We start from the raw sequence: 19,686 nt of genomic DNA on the forward strand, positions 1-19,686 counted from the left end.
ACCTCATTTTTATTATAAACCATAAGCCATTTTCACCAAACTAATTGGATGAATGGATTCTATATCTTGCGTAGCAATATGCGCAACATGGTTGCCAGCCATAACGCAGTCGCTAACGACCAAATCGGTTGTGTCAGTTATTTTTTTTGCAACTGGCATTCCAATTTGTACAGAGTAAGTATGCGTATCTTTTCTGACTCCATATGTACCATCATGTCCAGAACATCTTTCCGCAATATTTACATCTAGATCTGGAATTAAGCCCAGAATTCTTTTAGTATGTGAGCCAATGTTTTGCACTCTTTGATGACAAGCAATTTGATAAAGTACTTCTTTATCAATTGGCTTAAAATTACCATCAAACTGATTACTTTCTTTTAAAAATGATAGATATTCGAAGGGGTCATAAAATGCTTTAGATATTGCCATAATATCTTCATTTTCAGAAATTATCATTGGCAATTCATTTTTAAACATTAAGACACATGAAGGTATTGGCGCGATTAATTTATAACCATCATTAACTAACTTTATAAGTGGTGTTATATTTTCATTCGCATACTTAACCACAGCTTCAAGATCGCCAAGTTCCATCTTGGGCATACCACAACACTGAGTTTTTTTAATGAGTTTTACTTCTACACCGTTATGCCTAAGGACATCGACTAAATCAATAACAGTTTGAGGGTCATTATATTCACCATAACAAGTACCAAAAATTGCTACCTTGAATTTACTTGTAGAATTATCTTCTACAAAAATTTTGGAAAGTTTTTTGGTATGGTATTTTGGAACAACAGCATCAACGTGAACACCTAAAACTTTTTCGGTTACCTTTCTCATTGTTTTGTTGCTATTAGACCAATTAACAATTGGCGAGATTACTGGCATAGATGCAATAGAACCTACTTTTTGTGGTGATGTTAAGATCTTATGAGATAGTTTTGTTTCGCCTTTTTTAAATTGAATTGCTTTTGCGCGAAGCATTAGATGTGGGAAATCAACATTGAAGTCATGCGGCGGAACATAAGGGCATTTTGCCACGAAACATAAATCACATAAATAGCATTGGTCAACCACTTTCTTATAGTCTGCTTTATCAACGCCATCAACCTCAAATGTTTGAGACTCATCAATCAAGTCAAAGAGTGTTGGAAAAGACTTGCAAAGGCTCACACAACGTCTACAACCATGACAGATATCAAAAACTCTTTCTAATTCTGTATTGAGAGAATCTTCATTATAAAAATCTTCATCTTTCCAATTTAGAGGGTGGCGAGTTGGTGCCTCTAAATTACCTTCTTTAAATTTAGACATATATACCTAGGATTTGTTGCCATAAGCTAAGCCTATGGCAACGAAGTTTTTATAAGCTATCTAGTGCTTTTTGGTAACGATTTGCATGAGAACGTTCAGCTTTAGCTAAAGTTTCAAACCATTCAGCAATTTCATCAAAACCCTCATCTCTTGCTGTTTTGGCCATACCTGGATACATATCAGTGTATTCATGAGTTTCTCCATGAACAGCGCTTTCAAGCATCTCTTTTACTTCTTTAGCAGGCATATCTGTCCCTGGATCACCAACACCACCTTCAATGAGATGCTCCATATGACCATGAGCATGGCCAGTTTCACCTTCAGCAGTTGATCTAAATAACGCAGCCATATCTGGCTCACCAAGAACATCACATTGGTTTGCAAAATATAAGTAGCGTCTATTTGCCTGAGACTCTCCAGCAAATGCATCCTTTAAACTTTGTTCTGTTTTACTTCCGCTTAATGACATAACTTCCTCCGATTGGTTAAACGAGCCATCATCATACCAGTACTTTATATATAAATAAATTGAATAAATGTGTATATAATATCCGTAAAAAACGAATAAAAAAAATGACACCTTCACTAAAAAACTTACAGTATTTAGTTGCACTAAAAAAAACTAATCACTTTTCCAAAGCTGCAAATGATTGCTTTGTTAGCGCTTCGACATTCAGCGCAGGAATATCAAAACTTGAAAGCGACTTAGGAGTTCTGCTTGTTGAGAGAGACAATAAAAACGTTCACTTTACAGCAACTGGGAATCGAGTTGTAAAACAAGCTCTATTAGTGATGGCTGAGATTAATGTCTTATTAAGTACTGCAAAGTTAGATTTTTTTGATTCTGAAGTTACCATTGGAGTAATACCTACGATTTCTACCTATATTCTGCCAAATTTCTTATCTAACTTAAGCAAGCTTTATCCAAAACTTAAGGTTTCTTTTAAGGAAGATACAAGTGAAAATTTACTTATGCAACTAGAGCAAGCTAAGATTGACTTTGCCATATTTGCTTTTCCATATGAATTGCCCAACTTTATTGAAAGCTTTCAAGTCTTTTCTGACCCAATTTATTTTATTCAACATAAAAAACGCAAATCTAAAGTAATTGATAATGGGTCACTGCTAATGCTCGAACAGGGTCACTGCTTGAGGTCACATATATTGCAAAATAATAAAATTTCAAATCAACATATTTCTGGCTTTTCTTGTACCAGTATTCCAACACTTGTTGCTATGGTTGATACAGATATTGGCGTGAGTTTTCTACCCAAAATGGCAATCGATTTTGGCATACTTAAGCATTATCCCAATATATCCATTGACATGAATTCAACCAAGGCAAAACGAGATATTGGAGTTATCTATAGAAAAAATAATCAGCAAGAAAAAGGCATCAAAAAACTCGCCGGGCTTTTAATCAATTCTTAGTTTTGCCTAATGGTAAGGGTTACTAATCCCCAGAGTCTTTAAAAAATCAATTTCAATAGACTCCATTTTATTAGCAGATTCAAGATCTGTATGGTCATGCCCTACCAAGTGAAGAATTCCATGTATCGCCATATGAGTCAAATGATCTGAAAACGTTTTATCTCCAACTAGCGCCTCTTCTCTTACCACATCAGCACAAATAACAACATCACCTAATATTGGCTCTCCAATTTCCTCAGGAATATCGCTTTGAAAAGATAGCACATTAGTTACTTGGTTTTTAGCTCGGTACTCTTTATTAAGAACTTGAATCTCAACAGGTGAAACTATGCGAATGAGCAACTCACTTTCTTTAATCCCTGCTTCACTCATAAATTTTTGGCAAACTAACCCAAGCTTGTCTTCATCTATATTTATATCGTTGATGATGTTTTGAATAACTACCATGGCTAATTTATATTGCTAAAATACTTATTTTATCCCTAAAACATTTTACTTTGAGTCAAATCATAGAAGTTGCCATTCCAGTGCCCTTACACAATACATTTGATTACATTTGTAATCAAGAAGTAAGCGTAGGAGCCAGAGTTAAAGTTCCATTTGGTTCAAAAAAAGTTATAGGAATTGTACTTTCTCTAAAAGATAAAAGTGAGTTTGGTAAACTTCGGGCTATCGAAGAAGTAATTGATACTGAAGCATTATTATCCAAAGAAATTCTTGATTTTTTATTCTGGTCAGCCAACTACTACCATCATCCAGTTGGTGAAGTTCTTGCTAATGCCCTTCCAAAAAACCTGAGACTTGGAAAGCCTGCAATTATTAAGAAACCAACTGAAATAAATAATGCAGTCACACCGAGATCCTTCAAACCAACATCTGAACAACAAAATGCAGTTAATGAAGTTCTTAAATATGAAAATACCTTCCATGGATTCCTACTTCAAGGAGTCACAGGAAGTGGAAAAACTGAGGTTTATCTCAATCTTACTGAAAAACTTATAAAGGATGGGAAGCAAGTTCTTGTTCTAGTCCCTGAAATTGGATTAACACCTCAAATGATCGCGCGCTTTGAAGAAAGAATAAATGAAAGAGTTGTTGCTGTTCACTCACAACTTAATGAAACCCAAAAACAAGACGCCTATCTATTGGCTAAAAATGGAGAAGCAAAAGTTATCTTAGGCACTCGCTCTGCTATCTTTACTCCAATCCCTAAACTTGGATTAGTTATCGTGGATGAGGAGCATGATGGCTCCTTTAAACAGCAATCGAGCTTCCGCTATTCTGCTCGAGATCTAAGCTTTATGCGCGCCAAATTTGAAAATATTCCTCTGATTTTAGGTACTGCAACACCCTCGCTTGAGACCTTAAAAAATGTTGCTGACAAAAAACTGACGCGACTTACTTTGACCACTCGCCCTGGTGAAGCAATTATGCCAATTGTTAACTTAATTGATATGAGGAGCCAGCCTTCAGAAGCCCTATCAATACCTCTAGTTTCTAAAATAAAAAAATACTTAGAAGACGATAAACAGGTCATGCTCTTTATTAATCGTCGGGGCTATGCGCCAGTTTACTATTGCACTGAATGCGACTGGCAATCTGAATGCACCAATTGTGACTCAAAGCTTGTCTACCATCGCAATATTAATCGACTTAAATGTCATCATTGTGGTCTCGAAAAGTCACCAGAATCCTCTTGCCCCTCTTGCAATAGTCAAAGCCTGAAAATACTAGGTTATGGAACAGAAAGGTTGGAAGAAAATCTTGAGTCATATTTTCCCAATTCTGATGTAATTAGAATTGATAGAGACACAACAAGAAAGAAAAAAGCATTTATGTTGCATTTAGAAAAAATAAACTCTGGGAAGCCTTGCATTATTGTTGGCACTCAAATGTTAGCAAAAGGACATGACTTCTCTAATTTAGCATTTGTTGGTATTTTAGATGTAGATGTTGGCCTCATGTCGCTAGACTATCGAGCGACAGAGCAATTAGCACAATTACTTATTCAAGTTTCAGGAAGGTGTGGAAGAGGAGAATATAGAGGAGAAGTTAATATTCAAACTCGCTACCCCCATCATCCTATCTTTAAGTTTGTAAGAGATTCACAATATATTGAGTACGCAAAAACCTTGTTACTAGAGCGAGAGGAGGCACAACTCCCTCCATATGCTCATCAAGCACTAATTTGCGCAAATTCTAAAAATAAAAATGAAGCTGAAAAATTTTTAACTGAAGTGGCTCAATTAATCAATAATATTGATATAGAATCAATCGAAATTTGGGGACCTGTACCTGGTGTTATTGAGAAGAAGTCAAATTATTACTATTTCAATTTATATTTACAATCTAAAGATAGAGTTCAGCTTCATAGGTTAATTAAAACCTTTTATAAGCATATTGAGACAATCAAGGTGAGCTCATCAGTTCGCTGGTTTATTGATATTGATCCAATTGAATAGTCAATATAACTTTTTCCTAAAGGCTTTCAGCCACATCTTTCATTGCATCAGTAATTTGAAGTAACTCTTGATCAGTTATTATAAAAGGTGGCATCGTGTAGAGTAGTTTGCCATAAGGTCTAAGCCAAATTCCACAGTCAATTAACTGCTCTTGGGTTCTCTTCATATCAAGAGGCTCTTTAAACTCTACAACGCCTATTGCCCCAATGACTCTAACGTCAAATATAGATTTATGTTTCTTTAAAGCTAGTAATTGAGATGAAAGAATGTCTTGAATCTCTGAGATTCTTTTTTTCCAGTTGCTACTAAGAAGTAAATCAATACTAGCATTCGCCGCTGAACAGGATAAAGGATTTGCCATAAAAGTAGGCCCATGCATTAATACGCCAACTGTAGTAGAGACTTTTTCGGAAGTTATTGCGGCTGCCATAGTCATATAGCCACCAGTTAAAGCCTTACCTATACAAAGAATATCAGGAGAAATATTTGCATGATTGCAACCAAAGAGTTCTCCTGTTCGGCCAAAACCTGTCGCTATTTCATCTACAATCAATAAGACCTCATAATCATCACATAAAGATCTAACACCTTTGAGATAATCAGCATCATAAATATTCATTCCACCAGCCCCTTGAACAATGGGCTCAAGAATAATTGCTGCAATATTATTATGACTTTCTTTAAGTCTTGACTCTAAATCTAAAAGAGCTTCAGCGCTTTTCCCTGACTTGGGCTGAGTTACAAAGTAATGTTTTGGAAGTACACCACTAAACAAATGGTGCATGCCATTATTTGGGTCACACACACTCATCGCTCCAAAAGTATCACCATGGTAACCACCTCTAGGGGTTACAAAATGTGACTTTTCTTTTTTTCCTTTATTTTGCCAATACTGCAAAGCCATCTTAAGAGAAACTTCTACAGAAACAGAGCCAGAATCAGCAAAAAAAACTTTATCAAGCCCTTGAGGAGTTATTTTTATGAGTTTTTCACATAAGTCAATAGCAGGTTGGTGAGTAAGCCCTCCAAACATTACGTGAGATACAGCATCAATCTGAGCCTTCATTGCCCTATTTATGAAAGGATTATTGTAACCATGAATCATTGACCACCAGCTACTCATACCATCAATAACACGAGTTCCATTTTTAAAGTTAAGATAAACCCCATCTGCAGTATCAACCAGATAAGTAGGCACCTTATTTGGTATCGTAGCATAAGGATGCCAAATATGATTATCATCAATACTCATTAAAGGCACTCTCTTAACTGCGTCATAGAATCGATTACAAGATCAGGGCTTTCATCTAATATGTTATTACCATGATTGTAGCCATATGACATACAAATTATATCAAATCCAGCTGCTCTAGCAGCCTTTACATCACTTACAGAGTCTCCCAACATAAGGCATTCTTTTGGATCTATATTAAAAAAACTAGCGCCATGAAGAAGCGGCAAAGGGTCTGGTTTTTTCTTTTTCAAAGTATCACCAGAAATGACTATCTTAAAGTAATCATAGATATTTAATGATTTTAGTAATGGGTGAGTAAACTGCTCTGCTTTATTAGTAACACAGCCTAAAAGATAATTCTTAGATTGTAAATAATCTAATCCCTCTTTAACCCCATCATATAAGTTTGACCTTATTGCTGAATTTTCAGCATACAGATCTAAAAAAATTGGATACGCGGTTTCGAATACTTCTCGACTTGGCTTAAGATCCAAATCTCCAGTCAAAGCTCGCTCTACTAATCTAGGAACACCATTTCCAACCCAATGTCTAACCCTTGACTCTCCTCTTATCGGCATACCAAGCTGAATCATCATCTCGTCAACACAGTAGGCAAGGTCAGGGACACTATCAACTAGAGTTCCATCAACATCAATCAATATTAGTTTTGGCTGAAATTTTTTCATTAATGTTCTTTATTTATTGCAAGTTTGGTAGAATTGATTTAAGCATTTATAACTAATATATTTTATATGGAAAACAAAACAGTCATTGGATTTATTGGAGCTGGAAATATGGCGTATGCACTGATTAAAGGCCTCCTAAGTAATGGCTTTGATGCTAAAAATATAAATGTAAGCGACTCTAATGAAGAGCTTCTTATCAACCGTCATTCTGAACTTAAAATCACAACATATTCTGATAATAACTCTTTACTAGATAATAGTGATATTGTTGTTTTTGCAGTAAAGCCTCAAGTACTCTCGATAGTTTGCCTTCAATTAAAAAATAAAGTTAAACCAAACCACCTTTTTGTCTCTATCGTAGCCGGAATTAGGGGTAATGATATTAATCGTTGGTTAGGAGGTAATTTTGCTCTCGTAAGAACAATGCCTAATACACCTGCACTATTTCAAAGTGGCGTTACAGGTCTTTTTGCAAATGATTTAGTCAGCAATCAACAAAAAGAATTAGTAACTTCAATCTTATCGTCTGTGGGCGAATGTTTCTGGGTAGATGATGAGAAATTAATTGATGCAATTACTGCCATATCTGGAAGTGGGCCGGCTTATTTTTTTCTATTGATGCAATCAATTACTCAAGCAGCAACTGCTCTTGGTTTAGATGAAAAAACTGCAAACTCTTTAAGTATTCAAACTAGTTTAGGTGCAAGCCTAATGGCAACTAAGAGTGGCAAAGATTCAAAGACACTTAGGAAAGAAGTTACTTCCCCCAATGGAACAACCCAAGCAGCTATTGAAAGCTTTCAAGATCAAAACTTTGAGGGAATAGTTGCAGCAGCTACAAGGGCTGCTTATGACCGAGCCCGGGAACTTAGTAATGACCTAGGTGATGTTGAGTAAAAAAAGAAAATTAAAAATATTTTCAGCTACCCCATAAAAGCTGCATATTAGCTATAGCAACTAATGATGCAGTTTCAGTCCTTAAAACTCGTTTTCCTAATAAGAGTGGCTTAAATCCGGCATTTGTTGAATCAGCAACTTCTTGATCCGTTAATCCTCCCTCTGGTCCAATGAGAATTGTTGCACTTGAGTACTCAGGCATTTGAGCAAGACTTATATTTGCACGATGATGCAGAACAAAGCCATTATGATTTTGATTGCCAAGCAATTCACTGAGTAAAGTAGGTTGGCAGATATTCACAACTACGGCTCGTCCAGATTGCTCACATGCATGGTTTGCTATCTTTTGCCAATGCTCTATTTTTTTTTGAGCTCGGTCACCTTTTAATCTAACTACACTGCGCTCTAGTTGCATTGGGATAATACTTTTTACACCCAATTCTATGGATTTTTGAATTAAAAAATCCATTTTTTCGCCTTTAGCAATCCCCTGCGCTAGCGTTAAATTTAGCTTGGATTCAGAATCATTTTTTAACTTTGAAACAATACTAATGCTGGTTATTTTTTTTAACCTTTGAACTTTTGCGTCGTAATCAAAACCATCACCATTAAATATAGTGATATTTTTACCATCTGGAAAACGCAAAACTTTGTTAAGATGATGGCTATTATCTTTACTTAACTCAATACTATTGCCCAGAGATAGAGCAGTATTTTGATAAAGTCGTATCTTTTTCATGGTATCTTTCTTGGGTTATTTATCAATGAATTAATGTACCTAACAAAATGATACATAAAAAAAGAAGAGAAGAGTTGTTAAGCATACTAGGAGATGATGCAGTAGTAATTGTATCTACAAATAGTGAACAAAAAAGAAATAGTGATGTCAACTACCCCTTTCGACCAGACAGCAGTTTTTGGTATCTTACTGGTTTTATAGAGCCTGATGCAATCGCAGTTTTCTCTAAAAATAATTACAGCATTTTTTTAAGGCCCAAAGATAAAACTCAGGAAATCTGGAATGGAGTGAGACTTGGAGTTGATCTCGCACCTGAAACTTTATTAGTCGACTATGCTTATGATATTAATACTTTTACAGATGAAATTAAGAAACTCATAAATAAAGAATCTTCTTTATATTTTGATCAGCCAACTTCTGATGGCTGGAAAAATAGAGCAAGTACTAATATTCTTAATAAAACTATTGTTTCAATTTTTAGTAGCAGTATTCAACCTTTAAACCCATATTTGTCAGAAATGAGGATTATTAAAGATGCATCTGAAGTAAAAAATATGCAAACTGCAGCAGATCTTGCTTCAAAAGCACATATGAAGGCTATGGTAAAAACTCAGCCCGGACTTTATGAGTACAACATCGCTGCTGAATTTGACTCCGTATTCAAAAACGAAAACTCAGAACATTCTTACCCTCCAATTGTCGCAGGCGGAGAAAATGCTTGCATACTTCATTACAATGAAAACAATAAATTATTAAATGATGGTGACCTTCTTCTCATAGACGCTGGCTGTGAAATTCTTGGTTATGCATCTGATATTACAAGAACCTTTCCAGTTAATGGAAAGTTTAGTAACCCTCAAAAAGAAATATACGAAATTGTTTTAAATGCCCAGATTCAGGCTATCGCTTCAATTATTCCAGGTGGAGATGTAAATAAGCCTCATGAAATTGCATGTGAAATTATTTCAAGGGGGCTTATGAAGCTAGGGATAATGGATGATAAAAGTAATTTAAGAGAATTCTATATGCATGGAACAGGCCATTGGTTAGGTTTAGATGTTCATGATGTTGGGGCTAAAGAAATTGACAATTCTTTTCGAAAATTTGAAGTAGGCATGGTAACAACAGTGGAGCCTGGAATCTACATCCGCAAGGATGATAAAATTGATCCAAAATACTGGAATATTGGAATCAGGATTGAAGACGATGTTCTAGTTACTATTGATGGAAACCATGTTCTATCTGAAGCAGCTATTAAAAATGTAGATGATATTGAATATCTAATGAGCCAAAGCTAACCATGAATATAAATCAAGCCATTAAAGCTGTTATTTCAAAAAAAGATCTAAATGAAGGTGAAATGCTTGATGTCATGAATAGCATTATGACTGGCCAAACAACGGATGCACAGATTGGTGCTTTTTTAATTGGCTTATCCATGAAAGGCGAAACAATTGAAGAAATTACTGCCAGTGCAAAGGTAATGCGCTCACTGGCAACTTCTGTTGAATTAAGTAGCACTGAGTACCTTGTAGATACTTGCGGAACGGGTGGAGATGGTCTAGGGTTGTTTAATATATCGACTGCCTCTGCCTTTGTTGTTGCAGCTGCAGGTGGAAAGGTTGCTAAGCATGGCAATCGTTCCATTTCATCAAAATCTGGAAGTGCAGATGTTCTGGAGGCAGCTGGAATAAATCTTAACTTAAGCCCCGAAGTCATTAGCGAATGTATTGAAAAAATAGGCGTTGGATTTATGTTTGCACCAGCACATCATAGTGCAATGAAACACGCAATTGGTCCGCGTAAAGAACTGGCAGTCAGAACTATATTTAATGTTTTAGGCCCCCTTACTAATCCAGCTAAAGCCCCTAATCAAGTTATTGGGGTTTATGACAGAAACCTAGTTGAGCCAATCGCTAACGTCCTAAAAAGCCTTAAATCTCGACATGTTATGGTAGTTCATTCTGCAGATGGACTTGATGAATTTTCTGTAGCTGATAAAACCTTTGTAGCTGAATTATATAATGATGAAGTCTCAACCTATAGTGTTCATCCAGATGACTTTGGTTTAAAGCTAGGTAACCTTAATGATATTAAAGCAGAAAATGCTGATGAGTCACTCTCTCTAATTTATGAAGCATTTTCTGGGCATAATGGTACTGCAAAAAATATCATTGCTTTAAATGCTGGAGCTGCTATTTATGTAAGTGGTCTCGAAGATACACTGAGCTTAGGGATTGAAAAAGCCTCCAAAGTATTATCAGATGGAAGTGCAAAAGAAAAACTTGAAGAATATATTTTCGCTAGTAATAATTAAATTAATTATGAATAAAAAAACTAATCTTATCTGGATAGACCTTGAAATGACAGGATTAATTCCTGAAAGTGATGTCATTATTGAGATAGCAACAGTAGTTACCGATGCCAATCTAAATGTAATAGAAGAGGGCCCTTCGTTAGCTATTCATCAAAATAGCGATCTACTTGATGGAATGGACGACTGGAACACAAATCAACATAATCAATCTGGACTTGTCCAAAGAGTAATAGAAAGCAAAGTTTCCACTACTGAGGCAGAATCCCAAACCCTAGATTTTCTTATTAAATATGTCGACCAAGGCGCATCTCCCATGTGTGGAAATTCGATTTGTCAGGATAGAAGGTTTTTATATAACTACATGCCAAAACTAGAAAAGTTTTTTCACTATCGACATATCGACGTCTCCACATTAAAAGAATTAGCTGTTCGGTGGAAGCCAAGCATTATTTCTTCCACATATAAAAAATCTAGGCATTTAGCATTATCAGATGTTTACGACTCAATTGATGAATTAAAGCACTACAAAGAGCATTTCATTAAAGCTTAAATTGACTTACTTATCACCCGCTAAAATTAATTTATTTTTGCATGTAACCTCAAAAAGGTCTGATGGTTATCATAACATTCAGACCATTTTTCAACTTGTAGATTACTGTGATGAGATAAATATTAATTATAGAAGTGATGGATTAATTAGCCGAATTAGTGGCAATGAAAATATTTCAAAAAATCAGGACTTAGCAATACGCAGCGCAACTCTCCTAAAAAAAATCACAGGATCAAAGGGTGGGGCAGATATTGCTATAGTAAAAAAAATACCTATAGGTGGTGGCTTAGGAGGTGGCAGCTCAAATGCAGCGACTGTCTTAATTGCTCTTAATAAGCTTTGGAATCTTAATTTACCTAAAGAAGAATTAGTAGATATTGGTCAAAATCTTGGTGCAGACGTTCCCGTATTTATTAATGGTCATAGCTCTTGGGGCGAAGGTACAGGTGAAATACTTACACCACTAAGCCTACCAAAATACTTTTATTTAATTGTTACAATTGGTAAACATATATCCACGAAAGAAATTTTCACACACAAAGCATTGACAATGTCTCCAGTACAAAGGAAAATAGCAGACTTTTCAATGGTATCTAATCCTCATAACGACTGCTTAGATGCTGCAATTCATTTAGAAGCTGATATAGAAGAGGCTATAGCTCATCTAGACTCAACTGATAACCACATCGGAATTGCAAGAATGACTGGAAGTGGATGTTGTGTTTTTGTAGCCTTTGAAAAAGAAAAAGATGCATCGATAGCAATTAATAAATTGCCATCAAAATGGACTGGTTTTATCGCAAAAGCGATTGATAAATCGCCATTATATAATTGGGGTGTAGCCAAGTGGTAAGGCATCGGGTTTTGATCCCGTGTACCGATGGTTCGAATCCATCCGCCCCAGCCATATTATTTAAATTAACCAGCATAAGGTAAGAATCATGAATGAAAATGCATATCAATTTAACTTTAGTCAGCTTGATGGGGAAGAAATCTCTTTGAGCCAATTTAAAGGCAAAGCAATTTTAATTGTAAATACTGCAAGCTTCTGTGGTCTAACCTATCACTATTCTGGACTCGAAAAACTCTACCAAAAGTACAAAGAAAAAGGTTTAGTGATAATTGGCTTTCCTTGCAATCAATTTGGTAAACAAGAGCCTGGAACTTCTGAAGAAATCAAAGATTTTTGTAACCTAAATTATGACGTTACGTTTCTTATGTCAACAAAAGTTGATGTCAATGGTAAAAATGCTCATCCCCTGTTCAAATATTTAAAAAGCGAGTTGAAAGGAAAACTAAACGATAGCGTCAAATGGAATTTCAGTAAATTTCTAATTGATCGTGATGGTATACCCTTTAAACGTTTTAGTTCAACTGTTGAGCCGGAAGATATTGCAGCATCAATAGAGGAAGTACTATAAATCTCGATTCAATTACAAAACTATTGTGCTTAGCCACGTAATTTGTTTGTATAATTGCATCCTACATCAATAAAAGTCTAATTGGATGTCTCTAGAAAGAATAAAGATCTTTAGCGGAAACGCAAATCCTGATCTCTCATCCGAAATTATTACTAATCTCAATATCACCCAAAGTAAGGCCTTTGTAGGACAATTTAGTGATGGTGAAGCTCAAGTTGAAATCCTTGATAATGTGCGTGGATGTGATGTGTTCGTTATTCAGCCAACCTGCGGCCCTTCATCGGCTGAAACTTTAATGGAGTTATTAATAATGGTTGATGCTCTGAGGCGCTCTTCTGCCGGAAAAATTACAGCAGTAGTTCCATACCTTGGCTACTCTAGACAAGATAGGCGCTCGAGACTAACTCGCGTTCCAATAACTGCAAAACTTGTCGCTCAGTTAATTGAAACGTCAGGTGTAGACCGCATATTGACAATGGACTTACATGCAGATCAGATTCAAGGCTTCTTCAATATTCCAATTGATAACATATATGCTCAACCTGTCCTTGTCAAAGATATTTTGGATCATAACTATCAAGATGTAGTCGTAGTATCTCCAGATGTTGGTGGAGTAGCTAGAGCAAGAGCAGCAGCAAAAAGAATTAATGACGCAGACCTTGCAATTATTGATAAAAGGCGTCCAGCACCAAACTTAGTTAAAGTCATGAATGTAATTGGTGATGTAGAAGGACGTACCTGCATTATGATTGATGACATGGTTGATACCGCCGGAACGCTCTGCCAAGCTGCTGAAATATTAAAAGAAAAGGGCGCAAAGAAAGTTGTTGCTTACGCAACCCATGCGGTTCTTTCTGGAGGTGCTATTGAAAATATATCAAACTCTAAGCTGGATGAATTGGTTATTACAAACACAATTCCATTAACGAATCAAGCAAATAAATGCAACAAAATAAGGCAATTATCAATTGCAACAACTCTTGCAGACGTTATTCGAAGAATTAGTGATGAACAATCTATCAGTACAATTTTTGCAGATTCAGACTAATCCTAGGCCTTTATAGGGTTGAATTAATGGTATAAACAATCTCCTCTTTTAGGTATAATTTCCTCTCTGTTTTGAAAAAATCAAATTATGAAAACAACTACTGAAGCTCACAAAAAAGCCCTTAATAGTCTAATAACAATTGGAAAAGAACAAGGATACCTGACTTACTCAGAAATCAATGACCTCTTACCAGAAGACTTATTAACACCTGAACAGGTTGAGCCAATTGTAACAATCTTAGAAGAAATGGACATATTGGTTGCTGATGAAGCGCCTGATGCTGATGAGTTAGTAATGAAGTCGGGTGGAAAAGCAGAATCTAGCTCTGCAGAGGTTGCAGTTGCTGCCCTAGCTGCCCTTGATTCAGAATTTGGAAGAACTACTGACCCTGTTAGAATGTATATGAGAGAAATGGGCGTAGTTGAACTTTTAGAGCAAAAAGACGAAGTCCGTATTGCAAAAGAAATTGAAGCAGGTGTTTATCAGATCTTACAGGCAATTTCTCTTTATCCTGAAATCTCTGACTATTTCTTCAAGGCCTACACAAGACTAGAAGAAGGCAAGTGTAAGATGACTGATGTAGTTATTGGTTACCAAGGGGATGCTGAAGAGTTCGAAGAAAAACAGGTACTTATTAAGGAAAAACAAGCCCTACTAGATGAAAAACAAGCACAGCTTGATGCAATGGAAACAGATGAGCTCTCAGAAGAGATTGATGAGGATGAAGAAGATTTTGATGAGTTAGAATATACTGGCCCTGATGAAGGAATGGTATATGAACGTTTTGATAAAATACAAAAATCTCATAAAAGCTATGTTAAATTATTTGAGAAAAATGGCTATCTTGATGATAAGACTGTTAAAGCTAGACAAAAATTTTCTAATTGCATCTCTGAACTAAGACTTGCACCAAAACTTGTTAGTACAATGATGGAGCTTGTTTCAAGCCGAGTAGATATGGTGAAAAAAGAAGAAAAGCTTATACGTCAAGTTTGCCTTGATGCTGGTATGAGTTCAGAGCTTTTTTATGCATCATTTCCAGGAAACGAAACGAATTTTGACTGGCTTAAATCTATTGATCTTGATAAAGCAACTCTAAAAGCATTAGAAAAAACTGAAAAAGAAATTTATTACTCACAAAAGAGTCTTTTAGAGCATGAACAAGCAATGAAGTTAACAATTGCAGAGCTTAAAGAAATTAACAAAAGGCTTCGAAAGGGTGACAGAAAGGCTAAAGTTGCCAAAAGTCAAATGATTGAAGCTAATTTAAGGCTTGTAATTTCTATTGCCAAAAAATATGCAAATCGTGGCCTTCAATTCCTAGACCTTATCCAAGAAGGAAACGTTGGGCTAATGAAGGCAGTAGACAAGTTTGAATATCGAAGGGGTTATAAATTTTCAACCTACGCAACTTGGTGGATCCGCCAAGCAATTACCAGATCAATTGCTGATCAAGCCCGAACTATTCGTATTCCAGTTCACATGATTGAAACTATCAACAAATTGAATCGAGTAAGACGTCAACTTCTTCAAAGATTTGGAAGGGAGGCGACGCCTGAAGAGCTTTCTGTTGAGATGGAATTACCAGAATATAAAATTAATAAAATACTTAAGATTGCTAAAGAGCCATTATCAATGGAGAACCCAGTTGGAGACGATGAAGATTCTACAATTGGTGATTTTATTGAAGATACAAACCTTTCTTCACCTGTGGAAGTAACAACCCGTGAAAGTCTTAAAGAAACTACGGGTGATCTTTTAGCTAACTTATCACCTCGTGAAGCAAAGGTTTTAAAAATGCGATTTGGAATAGACATGAGCACAGACCACACACTTGAAGAAGTGGGTAGACAGTTTGATGTTACTCGTGAAAGAATTCGCCAAATTGAAGCCAAAGCGCTTAGAAAGTTGAGGCATCCTTCTCGCGCACACAAACTTCAAAGTTTTTTAGAATAGTTTTTCTACGGGCCTATAGCTCAGCTGGTTAGAGCACTCGACTCATAATCGATTGGTCCTTGGTTCAAGTCCAAGTAGGCCCACCATATATATAAAAACCTAGTTTAATACTAGGTTTTTTATTGTGTAAATTAAAACTTATCATCGAGATATTTCGGTTCAATAACTGACTCGTTAATAATGCTATTATCATTTTTAATACTATAAGCCTTTGCATTTAATAAAGACGACACACAGCGCTCAAGCTTTCCATCTATAAAGTGGGCTGCAACACCATCATCACAGGCAATTCCAGGCTTCATGGTGCCATTTAAAATAGCTTTATGATATTCAGGTCGCCTTTGAATTTCAGTATCAAAATGCGGGCAATTACTTCCTTGAAGAAAGCCTAAACAATCTAGTGGAAGCAATTTACCAGTCTTTGAATCAGTTAAGCCTTGCTCAAACCAACAAATAGATCCAGCACTTAGTCCAGCCATTATTGCCCCATTACACCAGGCCTCATGTAAAAACTTATCAAGGCCCCACTCTTTCCAAAGAACCAAAAGGTTTCTTGTATTACCTCCACCAACATAAAAAATATCTTTTTCTAAAACAAAATCTCTCAAGTTACCTTCTGGCGGACTAAATAAAGATAAATCGCTCGTTTCACAATTAAGCTTTTTATATGAAGAATAAAAACGCTTTTTATAACTCTCATCATCTCCACTTGCCGTAGGTATAAAACAAACTTTAGGATTCTTTTTGTCTGACAAAGACAATAAATACTTATCCAATTTAAGATTCTCTGGCTTAGAAGTAAATCCACCACCACCCATAGTTAATATCTGTTTTTTCATATTCTCAGCTTCACCTTATTAATAGAAATAAATTTTACTTAAGTTATCTTCTTAGTAAAAAATAAATACAACTGTCAATGATATAATTTGATTTATGCTAGATACAATTCTTTCAGAACTAATAACTCTTACTGTTGAGGTAGGAAAAATTATTATGTCTCATCGCAAAAATTCAGGAAACTTCATCATGAAGAGTGACAATACCCCTGTAACTCAGGCTGATAAAGAATCAAATGAGTTAATCATAAATACTTTAAAAAAACTAACTCCTAACACACCAATACTATCTGAAGAATCATCTAATATCCCTTTTTCATCTCGAAAATCTTGGGATGAATATTGGCTAATCGACCCTTTAGATGGAACTCGTGACTTTATAGATGGCTCACCAGACTTTTGTATTAGCATCGCTCTTATTCGTAATCATTATCCAGATTTTGGTTTAATCTATTCGCCATTTCACAAAGTGCACTACTATCGGCTGCCAAGTAAATCATCAATAAAACTGGTTGGAAATAAACCTCATAAAATTTCTACAAAAAAACCTAATAGGTGGGAAAAAATCGTAGTGGGAAGATACTCAAATAACAATAAACCTCTTAAAAATCATCTTAGATCTAAAACAAATTTTGAAACTTTTAAGCTTGGAAGTGCGCTTAAATTTTGTTTAATTGCAGAAGGGGTTTATGATTGCTACCCTAAATTTGGGCGCTGCTCAGAATGGGATACTGCAGCTGGGGTATATATTCTTGAAGGCGCAGGTGGCACAGTTCTTGATTTAAATAATAAACCCTTAACTTATAATTTCAGAGAAGATAACCTAAGCCCAGCCTTTAAGGCAGTAGGGTATCAAGAAAATCTCAAAGATAGATCAACCGCAGCAACGTCTTTTGTAACTGAGCCAATTGAAATATAGTCAACACCAGTCTCTGCATAACTAACAATATTTGTTTCATTCACTCCACCTGAGGCTTCAATTGGATATACACCTTGCGCAATTTTGACAGCCTCTTTAAGATCTATAAGACTAAAGTTATCACAAAGAACTCTCGTTATTCCCTTTATTGATAGTACAGAACGAAGCTGCTCCATAGTCTCTACTTCAACCACAATTGGTTTTTCAGGATATTTTTTAAGAGCTTTCTTTATGGATTTATCAAGGGAACCAATTGATAAAATATGATTTTCTTTTAGCATAATACAGTCATAAAGCCCCATCCTATGGTTCACTCCACCACCACAGTTAACAGCGTATTTTTGTGCTTTTCTTAAGCCCGGGATTGTCTTTCTTGTATCAAGTAATTGCGCCTTTGTTTTACCTATGAGGTTAACTAGATCATTCGTTTTAGTTGACGTACCACTTAAAATTTGAAGAAAATTAAGTGCCGTTCTTTCTGCAGTAATGATTGCTCGAGATTTTCCTTTAATATTGCAAATAACTTCACCAGGCTTAACCTCGTCACCATCCTTCAAATTCCATTTTATTTGTATGTCTTTATCAAGAGATAGAAAGCATAAGTCAAAATACTCTGTTCCACAGATAATTGCTCGATCTCTACAAATTATTTCAGCATTTATAATGACGTCATCAAGAAGGCTTGAAGATAGGTCTCCAGAACCTATATCTTCTGAAAGTGCTAACTCAACTATTTTTTTTAACTCTTTATCCATCTAAGAACTCAATGATTGCTTCGGCAGACTTAACACTTGCTTTTTGATTTAAAAGACCATGAATTTTTTCCAATTCTTTAACTAGTTTTGTATTATCTGATTCAATTAACTTCATAGCCTGTTCAAAAATGTTTTGACCATTTACGTCATTTTGAAGTAATTCAGGGACAATGTCTTTCCCTAAAATTTTATTTGGCAGTGAAACATTTTTAGTATTTAGTAAAGGCTTGACAATCTGATAACTTACCTTTGAAAGTTTATATACCACAACCATCGGCACAGCAAGTAATGCCACTTCTAAGGCTGCAGTTCCTGAGGCAACAATAACTAGATCAGAATTTTTAATCTTTTCATGTGCATCACCAGAACTTAGAACAATATTCAGTCCTTGAATCTTATCTTCTACCCAGTCCTTTAGACGTTCGTTTGCAAGTGACAAGCTAAATTGAATCTCAGGATCTTTTTTACGCATCAATTTAGCAGCCGACAAAAGCTCAGGCAATAAAGTTTTAATTTCAGCCTCTCTTGATCCTGGCATTAATAAAACTTGCTTATTTGGCATATGATTTTTTCGAGGCTGTAATTTTTCAGCCAATGGATGTCCAACAAAAATAGCTTTTTGCTGGTGAGTGCGATAAAAATCTACCTCAAATGGAAAAAGACAAAGCATTAAATCGGCTGACTTTTTAATTTTATGTATCCGATTTGCTCGCCATGCCCATACTGAAGGACTAACGAAATGAACCGTTTTAACTCCATTTTTTTTAAGTTTTCTTTCAATCTTAAAATTAAAATCAGGAGAATCAACTCCAATAAAAACATCAGGCCTATTGGATGAAAAGTATTGAATGATAGATCGTCTAAGCCTCAAAATAGTGGGCAGTTTCTTTAAAACTTCACTAAGGCCCATCACGTTGACTTGGTCAGTATGCCATAATCTTTTACATCCAGCAGCAGCCATCTTGTCACCTGCTAATCCTTCTATTTCATAATCAGGTCGGCACAACTTCAGTGCACTCACTAGTGATGATGCGACAAGGTCGCCAGAAGTTTCTGCAGCACTGATGGCAATTTTCATTTTATCTAAGCATTAACAGGATTTATCTAAAGCTTTTTAA

General features: G+C 35.7%; 20 protein-coding genes and 2 tRNA genes. 13 read left to right on the forward strand and 9 right to left on the reverse strand.

Annotated features, from left to right (window positions below):
• Positions 1 to 12 precede the first annotated feature (12 nt).
• Together AC5YGD_RS08505 and AC5YGD_RS08510 are read right to left on the reverse strand one after the other, a co-directional pair.
• The gene (locus AC5YGD_RS08505) at positions 13 to 1,317 is read right to left on the reverse strand and encodes a heterodisulfide reductase-related iron-sulfur binding cluster (RefSeq protein WP_416651768.1); all 1,305 of its coding nucleotides are present in this window, start codon (positions 1,315 to 1,317) and stop codon (positions 13 to 15) included.
• A 49-nt stretch (positions 1,318 to 1,366) separates the two neighbouring features.
• Entirely contained in the window at positions 1,367 to 1,786 is a 420-nt protein-coding gene (locus AC5YGD_RS08510) for a rubrerythrin family protein (protein WP_416651770.1), read from the reverse strand.
• Between the two features lie 104 nt (positions 1,787 to 1,890).
• Between AC5YGD_RS08510 and AC5YGD_RS08515 the strand changes: the two genes are divergently transcribed.
• Entirely contained in the window at positions 1,891 to 2,748 is an 858-nt protein-coding gene (locus AC5YGD_RS08515) for a LysR substrate-binding domain-containing protein (protein WP_496141434.1), read from the forward strand.
• A gap of 6 nt (positions 2,749 to 2,754) precedes the next feature.
• Here the strand turns inward: AC5YGD_RS08515 and ybeY are convergent, their stop codons facing one another.
• Positions 2,755 to 3,195: an rRNA maturation RNase YbeY gene (ybeY, locus tag AC5YGD_RS08520; protein WP_416651774.1), complete on the reverse strand. Its 441-nt coding sequence runs from the start codon at positions 3,193 to 3,195 to the stop codon at positions 2,755 to 2,757.
• Positions 3,196 to 3,245: 50 nt separating this feature from the next.
• Between ybeY and priA the strand changes: the two genes are divergently transcribed.
• The gene (priA, locus tag AC5YGD_RS08525) at positions 3,246 to 5,210 is read left to right on the forward strand and encodes a replication restart helicase PriA (RefSeq protein WP_496141435.1); all 1,965 of its coding nucleotides are present in this window, start codon (positions 3,246 to 3,248) and stop codon (positions 5,208 to 5,210) included.
• A gap of 16 nt (positions 5,211 to 5,226) precedes the next feature.
• Here priA and bioA read toward each other — a convergent pair whose 3' ends face one another.
• Complete coding sequence (bioA, locus tag AC5YGD_RS08530; protein ID WP_416677843.1) at positions 5,227 to 6,462, reverse strand: adenosylmethionine--8-amino-7-oxononanoate transaminase; 1,236 nt, start codon at positions 6,460 to 6,462, stop codon at positions 5,227 to 5,229.
• Positions 6,462 to 7,130, reverse strand: coding sequence for a phosphoglycolate phosphatase (locus tag AC5YGD_RS08535; protein WP_416686792.1), 669 nt, complete (start codon positions 7,128 to 7,130; stop codon positions 6,462 to 6,464). Before AC5YGD_RS08535 ends, bioA begins: the two co-directional genes overlap by 1 nt.
• Positions 7,131 to 7,196: 66 nt before the next feature.
• Between AC5YGD_RS08535 and proC the strand changes: the two genes are divergently transcribed.
• The gene (gene proC / locus AC5YGD_RS08540; RefSeq protein WP_496141436.1) at positions 7,197 to 8,027 is read left to right on the forward strand and encodes a pyrroline-5-carboxylate reductase; all 831 of its coding nucleotides are present in this window, start codon (positions 7,197 to 7,199) and stop codon (positions 8,025 to 8,027) included.
• 22 nt (positions 8,028 to 8,049) lie between these two features.
• Here proC and AC5YGD_RS08545 read toward each other — a convergent pair whose 3' ends face one another.
• Positions 8,050 to 8,766 carry a 16S rRNA (uracil(1498)-N(3))-methyltransferase gene (locus AC5YGD_RS08545; protein WP_496141437.1) on the reverse strand — a complete coding sequence of 239 codons (717 nt, stop codon included), beginning with the start codon at positions 8,764 to 8,766 and terminating at the stop codon, positions 8,050 to 8,052.
• Positions 8,767 to 8,813: 47 nt separating this feature from the next.
• Here AC5YGD_RS08545 and AC5YGD_RS08550 point away from each other — a divergent pair, with 47 nt between their 5' ends.
• The 9 genes from AC5YGD_RS08550 (at position 8,814) to AC5YGD_RS08590 (ending at position 16,144) form a co-directional block, all read left to right on the forward strand.
• Positions 8,814 to 10,064 (forward strand): aminopeptidase P N-terminal domain-containing protein, encoded by a 1,251-nt coding sequence (locus AC5YGD_RS08550; protein ID WP_496141438.1) that lies wholly within the window; start codon positions 8,814 to 8,816, stop codon positions 10,062 to 10,064.
• 2 nt (positions 10,065 to 10,066) lie between these two features.
• Positions 10,067 to 11,083, forward strand: coding sequence for an anthranilate phosphoribosyltransferase (gene trpD, locus AC5YGD_RS08555; RefSeq protein WP_496141439.1), 1,017 nt, complete (start codon positions 10,067 to 10,069; stop codon positions 11,081 to 11,083).
• Between the two features lie 7 nt (positions 11,084 to 11,090).
• The gene (orn, locus tag AC5YGD_RS08560; protein WP_496141440.1) at positions 11,091 to 11,633 is read left to right on the forward strand and encodes an oligoribonuclease; all 543 of its coding nucleotides are present in this window, start codon (positions 11,091 to 11,093) and stop codon (positions 11,631 to 11,633) included.
• 1 nt (position 11,634) lies between these two features.
• Positions 11,635 to 12,486 carry a 4-(cytidine 5'-diphospho)-2-C-methyl-D-erythritol kinase gene (gene ispE / locus AC5YGD_RS08565; protein ID WP_496141441.1) on the forward strand — a complete coding sequence of 284 codons (852 nt, stop codon included), beginning with the start codon at positions 11,635 to 11,637 and terminating at the stop codon, positions 12,484 to 12,486.
• A tRNA-Gln gene (locus AC5YGD_RS08570) sits at positions 12,466 to 12,540 on the forward strand. Before ispE ends, AC5YGD_RS08570 begins: the two co-directional genes overlap by 21 nt.
• Before the next feature lie 34 nt (positions 12,541 to 12,574).
• Positions 12,575 to 13,054 (forward strand): redoxin domain-containing protein, encoded by a 480-nt coding sequence (locus AC5YGD_RS08575; protein ID WP_496141442.1) that lies wholly within the window; start codon positions 12,575 to 12,577, stop codon positions 13,052 to 13,054.
• 85 nt (positions 13,055 to 13,139) lie between these two features.
• Positions 13,140 to 14,102, forward strand: a complete 963-nt coding sequence (locus AC5YGD_RS08580) for a ribose-phosphate pyrophosphokinase (RefSeq protein WP_271558705.1) — start codon at positions 13,140 to 13,142, stop codon at positions 14,100 to 14,102.
• 87 nt (positions 14,103 to 14,189) lie between these two features.
• Positions 14,190 to 16,058 carry an RNA polymerase sigma factor RpoD gene (gene rpoD, locus AC5YGD_RS08585; RefSeq protein ID WP_271558704.1) on the forward strand — a complete coding sequence of 623 codons (1,869 nt, stop codon included), beginning with the start codon at positions 14,190 to 14,192 and terminating at the stop codon, positions 16,056 to 16,058.
• A 9-nt stretch (positions 16,059 to 16,067) separates the two neighbouring features.
• Positions 16,068 to 16,144: transfer RNA gene (locus tag AC5YGD_RS08590), tRNA-Ile, on the forward strand.
• A 45-nt stretch (positions 16,145 to 16,189) separates the two neighbouring features.
• Here AC5YGD_RS08590 and AC5YGD_RS08595 read toward each other — a convergent pair.
• Positions 16,190 to 16,897 (reverse strand): Type 1 glutamine amidotransferase-like domain-containing protein, encoded by a 708-nt coding sequence (locus AC5YGD_RS08595; protein WP_496141443.1) that lies wholly within the window; start codon positions 16,895 to 16,897, stop codon positions 16,190 to 16,192.
• A gap of 94 nt (positions 16,898 to 16,991) precedes the next feature.
• Here AC5YGD_RS08595 and cysQ point away from each other — a divergent pair, with 94 nt between their 5' ends.
• A complete protein-coding gene (gene cysQ, locus AC5YGD_RS08600) occupies positions 16,992 to 17,813 on the forward strand; it encodes a 3'(2'),5'-bisphosphate nucleotidase CysQ (protein WP_496141444.1) in 822 nt (273 codons plus the stop codon).
• Here cysQ and nadC read toward each other — a convergent pair.
• Both nadC and lpxB read right to left on the reverse strand, forming a co-directional pair.
• Positions 17,747 to 18,568 carry a carboxylating nicotinate-nucleotide diphosphorylase gene (nadC, locus tag AC5YGD_RS08605; RefSeq protein WP_496141445.1) on the reverse strand — a complete coding sequence of 274 codons (822 nt, stop codon included), beginning with the start codon at positions 18,566 to 18,568 and terminating at the stop codon, positions 17,747 to 17,749. The genes cysQ and nadC overlap by 67 nt on opposite strands.
• On the reverse strand, positions 18,561 to 19,646 hold the full coding sequence (gene lpxB / locus AC5YGD_RS08610) for a lipid-A-disaccharide synthase (RefSeq protein ID WP_496141446.1): 1,086 nt from the start codon (positions 19,644 to 19,646) through the stop codon (positions 18,561 to 18,563). The genes nadC and lpxB overlap by 8 nt, the downstream gene beginning before the upstream one ends.
• Between the last annotated feature and the right edge of the window lie 40 nt (positions 19,647 to 19,686).

The organism is Candidatus Pseudothioglobus sp. uisw_070, assembly GCF_059512545.2.

Bases quoted from the DNA above. Each gene is read 5' to 3' on its own strand.
- AC5YGD_RS08505 (WP_416651768.1), bottom strand. From the start codon at position 1,317: ATGTCTAAATTTAAAGAAGGTAATTTAGAGGCACCAACTCGCCACCCT.
- AC5YGD_RS08510 (WP_416651770.1), bottom strand. From the start codon at position 1,786: ATGTCATTAAGCGGAAGTAAAACAGAACAAAGTTTAAAGGATGCATTT.
- AC5YGD_RS08515 (WP_496141434.1), top strand. From the start codon at position 1,891: ATGACACCTTCACTAAAAAACTTACAGTATTTAGTTGCACTAAAAAAA.
- ybeY (WP_416651774.1), bottom strand. From the start codon at position 3,195: ATGGTAGTTATTCAAAACATCATCAACGATATAAATATAGATGAAGAC.
- bioA (WP_416677843.1), bottom strand. From the start codon at position 6,462: ATGAGTATTGATGATAATCATATTTGGCATCCTTATGCTACGATACCA.
- AC5YGD_RS08535 (WP_416686792.1), bottom strand. From the start codon at position 7,130: ATGAAAAAATTTCAGCCAAAACTAATATTGATTGATGTTGATGGAACT.
- proC (WP_496141436.1), top strand. From the start codon at position 7,197: ATGGAAAACAAAACAGTCATTGGATTTATTGGAGCTGGAAATATGGCG.
- AC5YGD_RS08545 (WP_496141437.1), bottom strand. From the start codon at position 8,766: ATGAAAAAGATACGACTTTATCAAAATACTGCTCTATCTCTGGGCAAT.
- AC5YGD_RS08550 (WP_496141438.1), top strand. From the start codon at position 8,814: ATGATACATAAAAAAAGAAGAGAAGAGTTGTTAAGCATACTAGGAGAT.
- trpD (WP_496141439.1), top strand. From the start codon at position 10,067: ATGAATATAAATCAAGCCATTAAAGCTGTTATTTCAAAAAAAGATCTA.
- orn (WP_496141440.1), top strand. From the start codon at position 11,091: ATGAATAAAAAAACTAATCTTATCTGGATAGACCTTGAAATGACAGGA.
- AC5YGD_RS08575 (WP_496141442.1), top strand. From the start codon at position 12,575: ATGAATGAAAATGCATATCAATTTAACTTTAGTCAGCTTGATGGGGAA.
- AC5YGD_RS08580 (WP_271558705.1), top strand. From the start codon at position 13,140: ATGTCTCTAGAAAGAATAAAGATCTTTAGCGGAAACGCAAATCCTGAT.
- rpoD (WP_271558704.1), top strand. From the start codon at position 14,190: ATGAAAACAACTACTGAAGCTCACAAAAAAGCCCTTAATAGTCTAATA.
- AC5YGD_RS08595 (WP_496141443.1), bottom strand. From the start codon at position 16,897: ATGAAAAAACAGATATTAACTATGGGTGGTGGTGGATTTACTTCTAAG.
- cysQ (WP_496141444.1), top strand. From the start codon at position 16,992: ATGCTAGATACAATTCTTTCAGAACTAATAACTCTTACTGTTGAGGTA.
- nadC (WP_496141445.1), bottom strand. From the start codon at position 18,568: ATGGATAAAGAGTTAAAAAAAATAGTTGAGTTAGCACTTTCAGAAGAT.
- lpxB (WP_496141446.1), bottom strand. From the start codon at position 19,646: ATGAAAATTGCCATCAGTGCTGCAGAAACTTCTGGCGACCTTGTCGCA.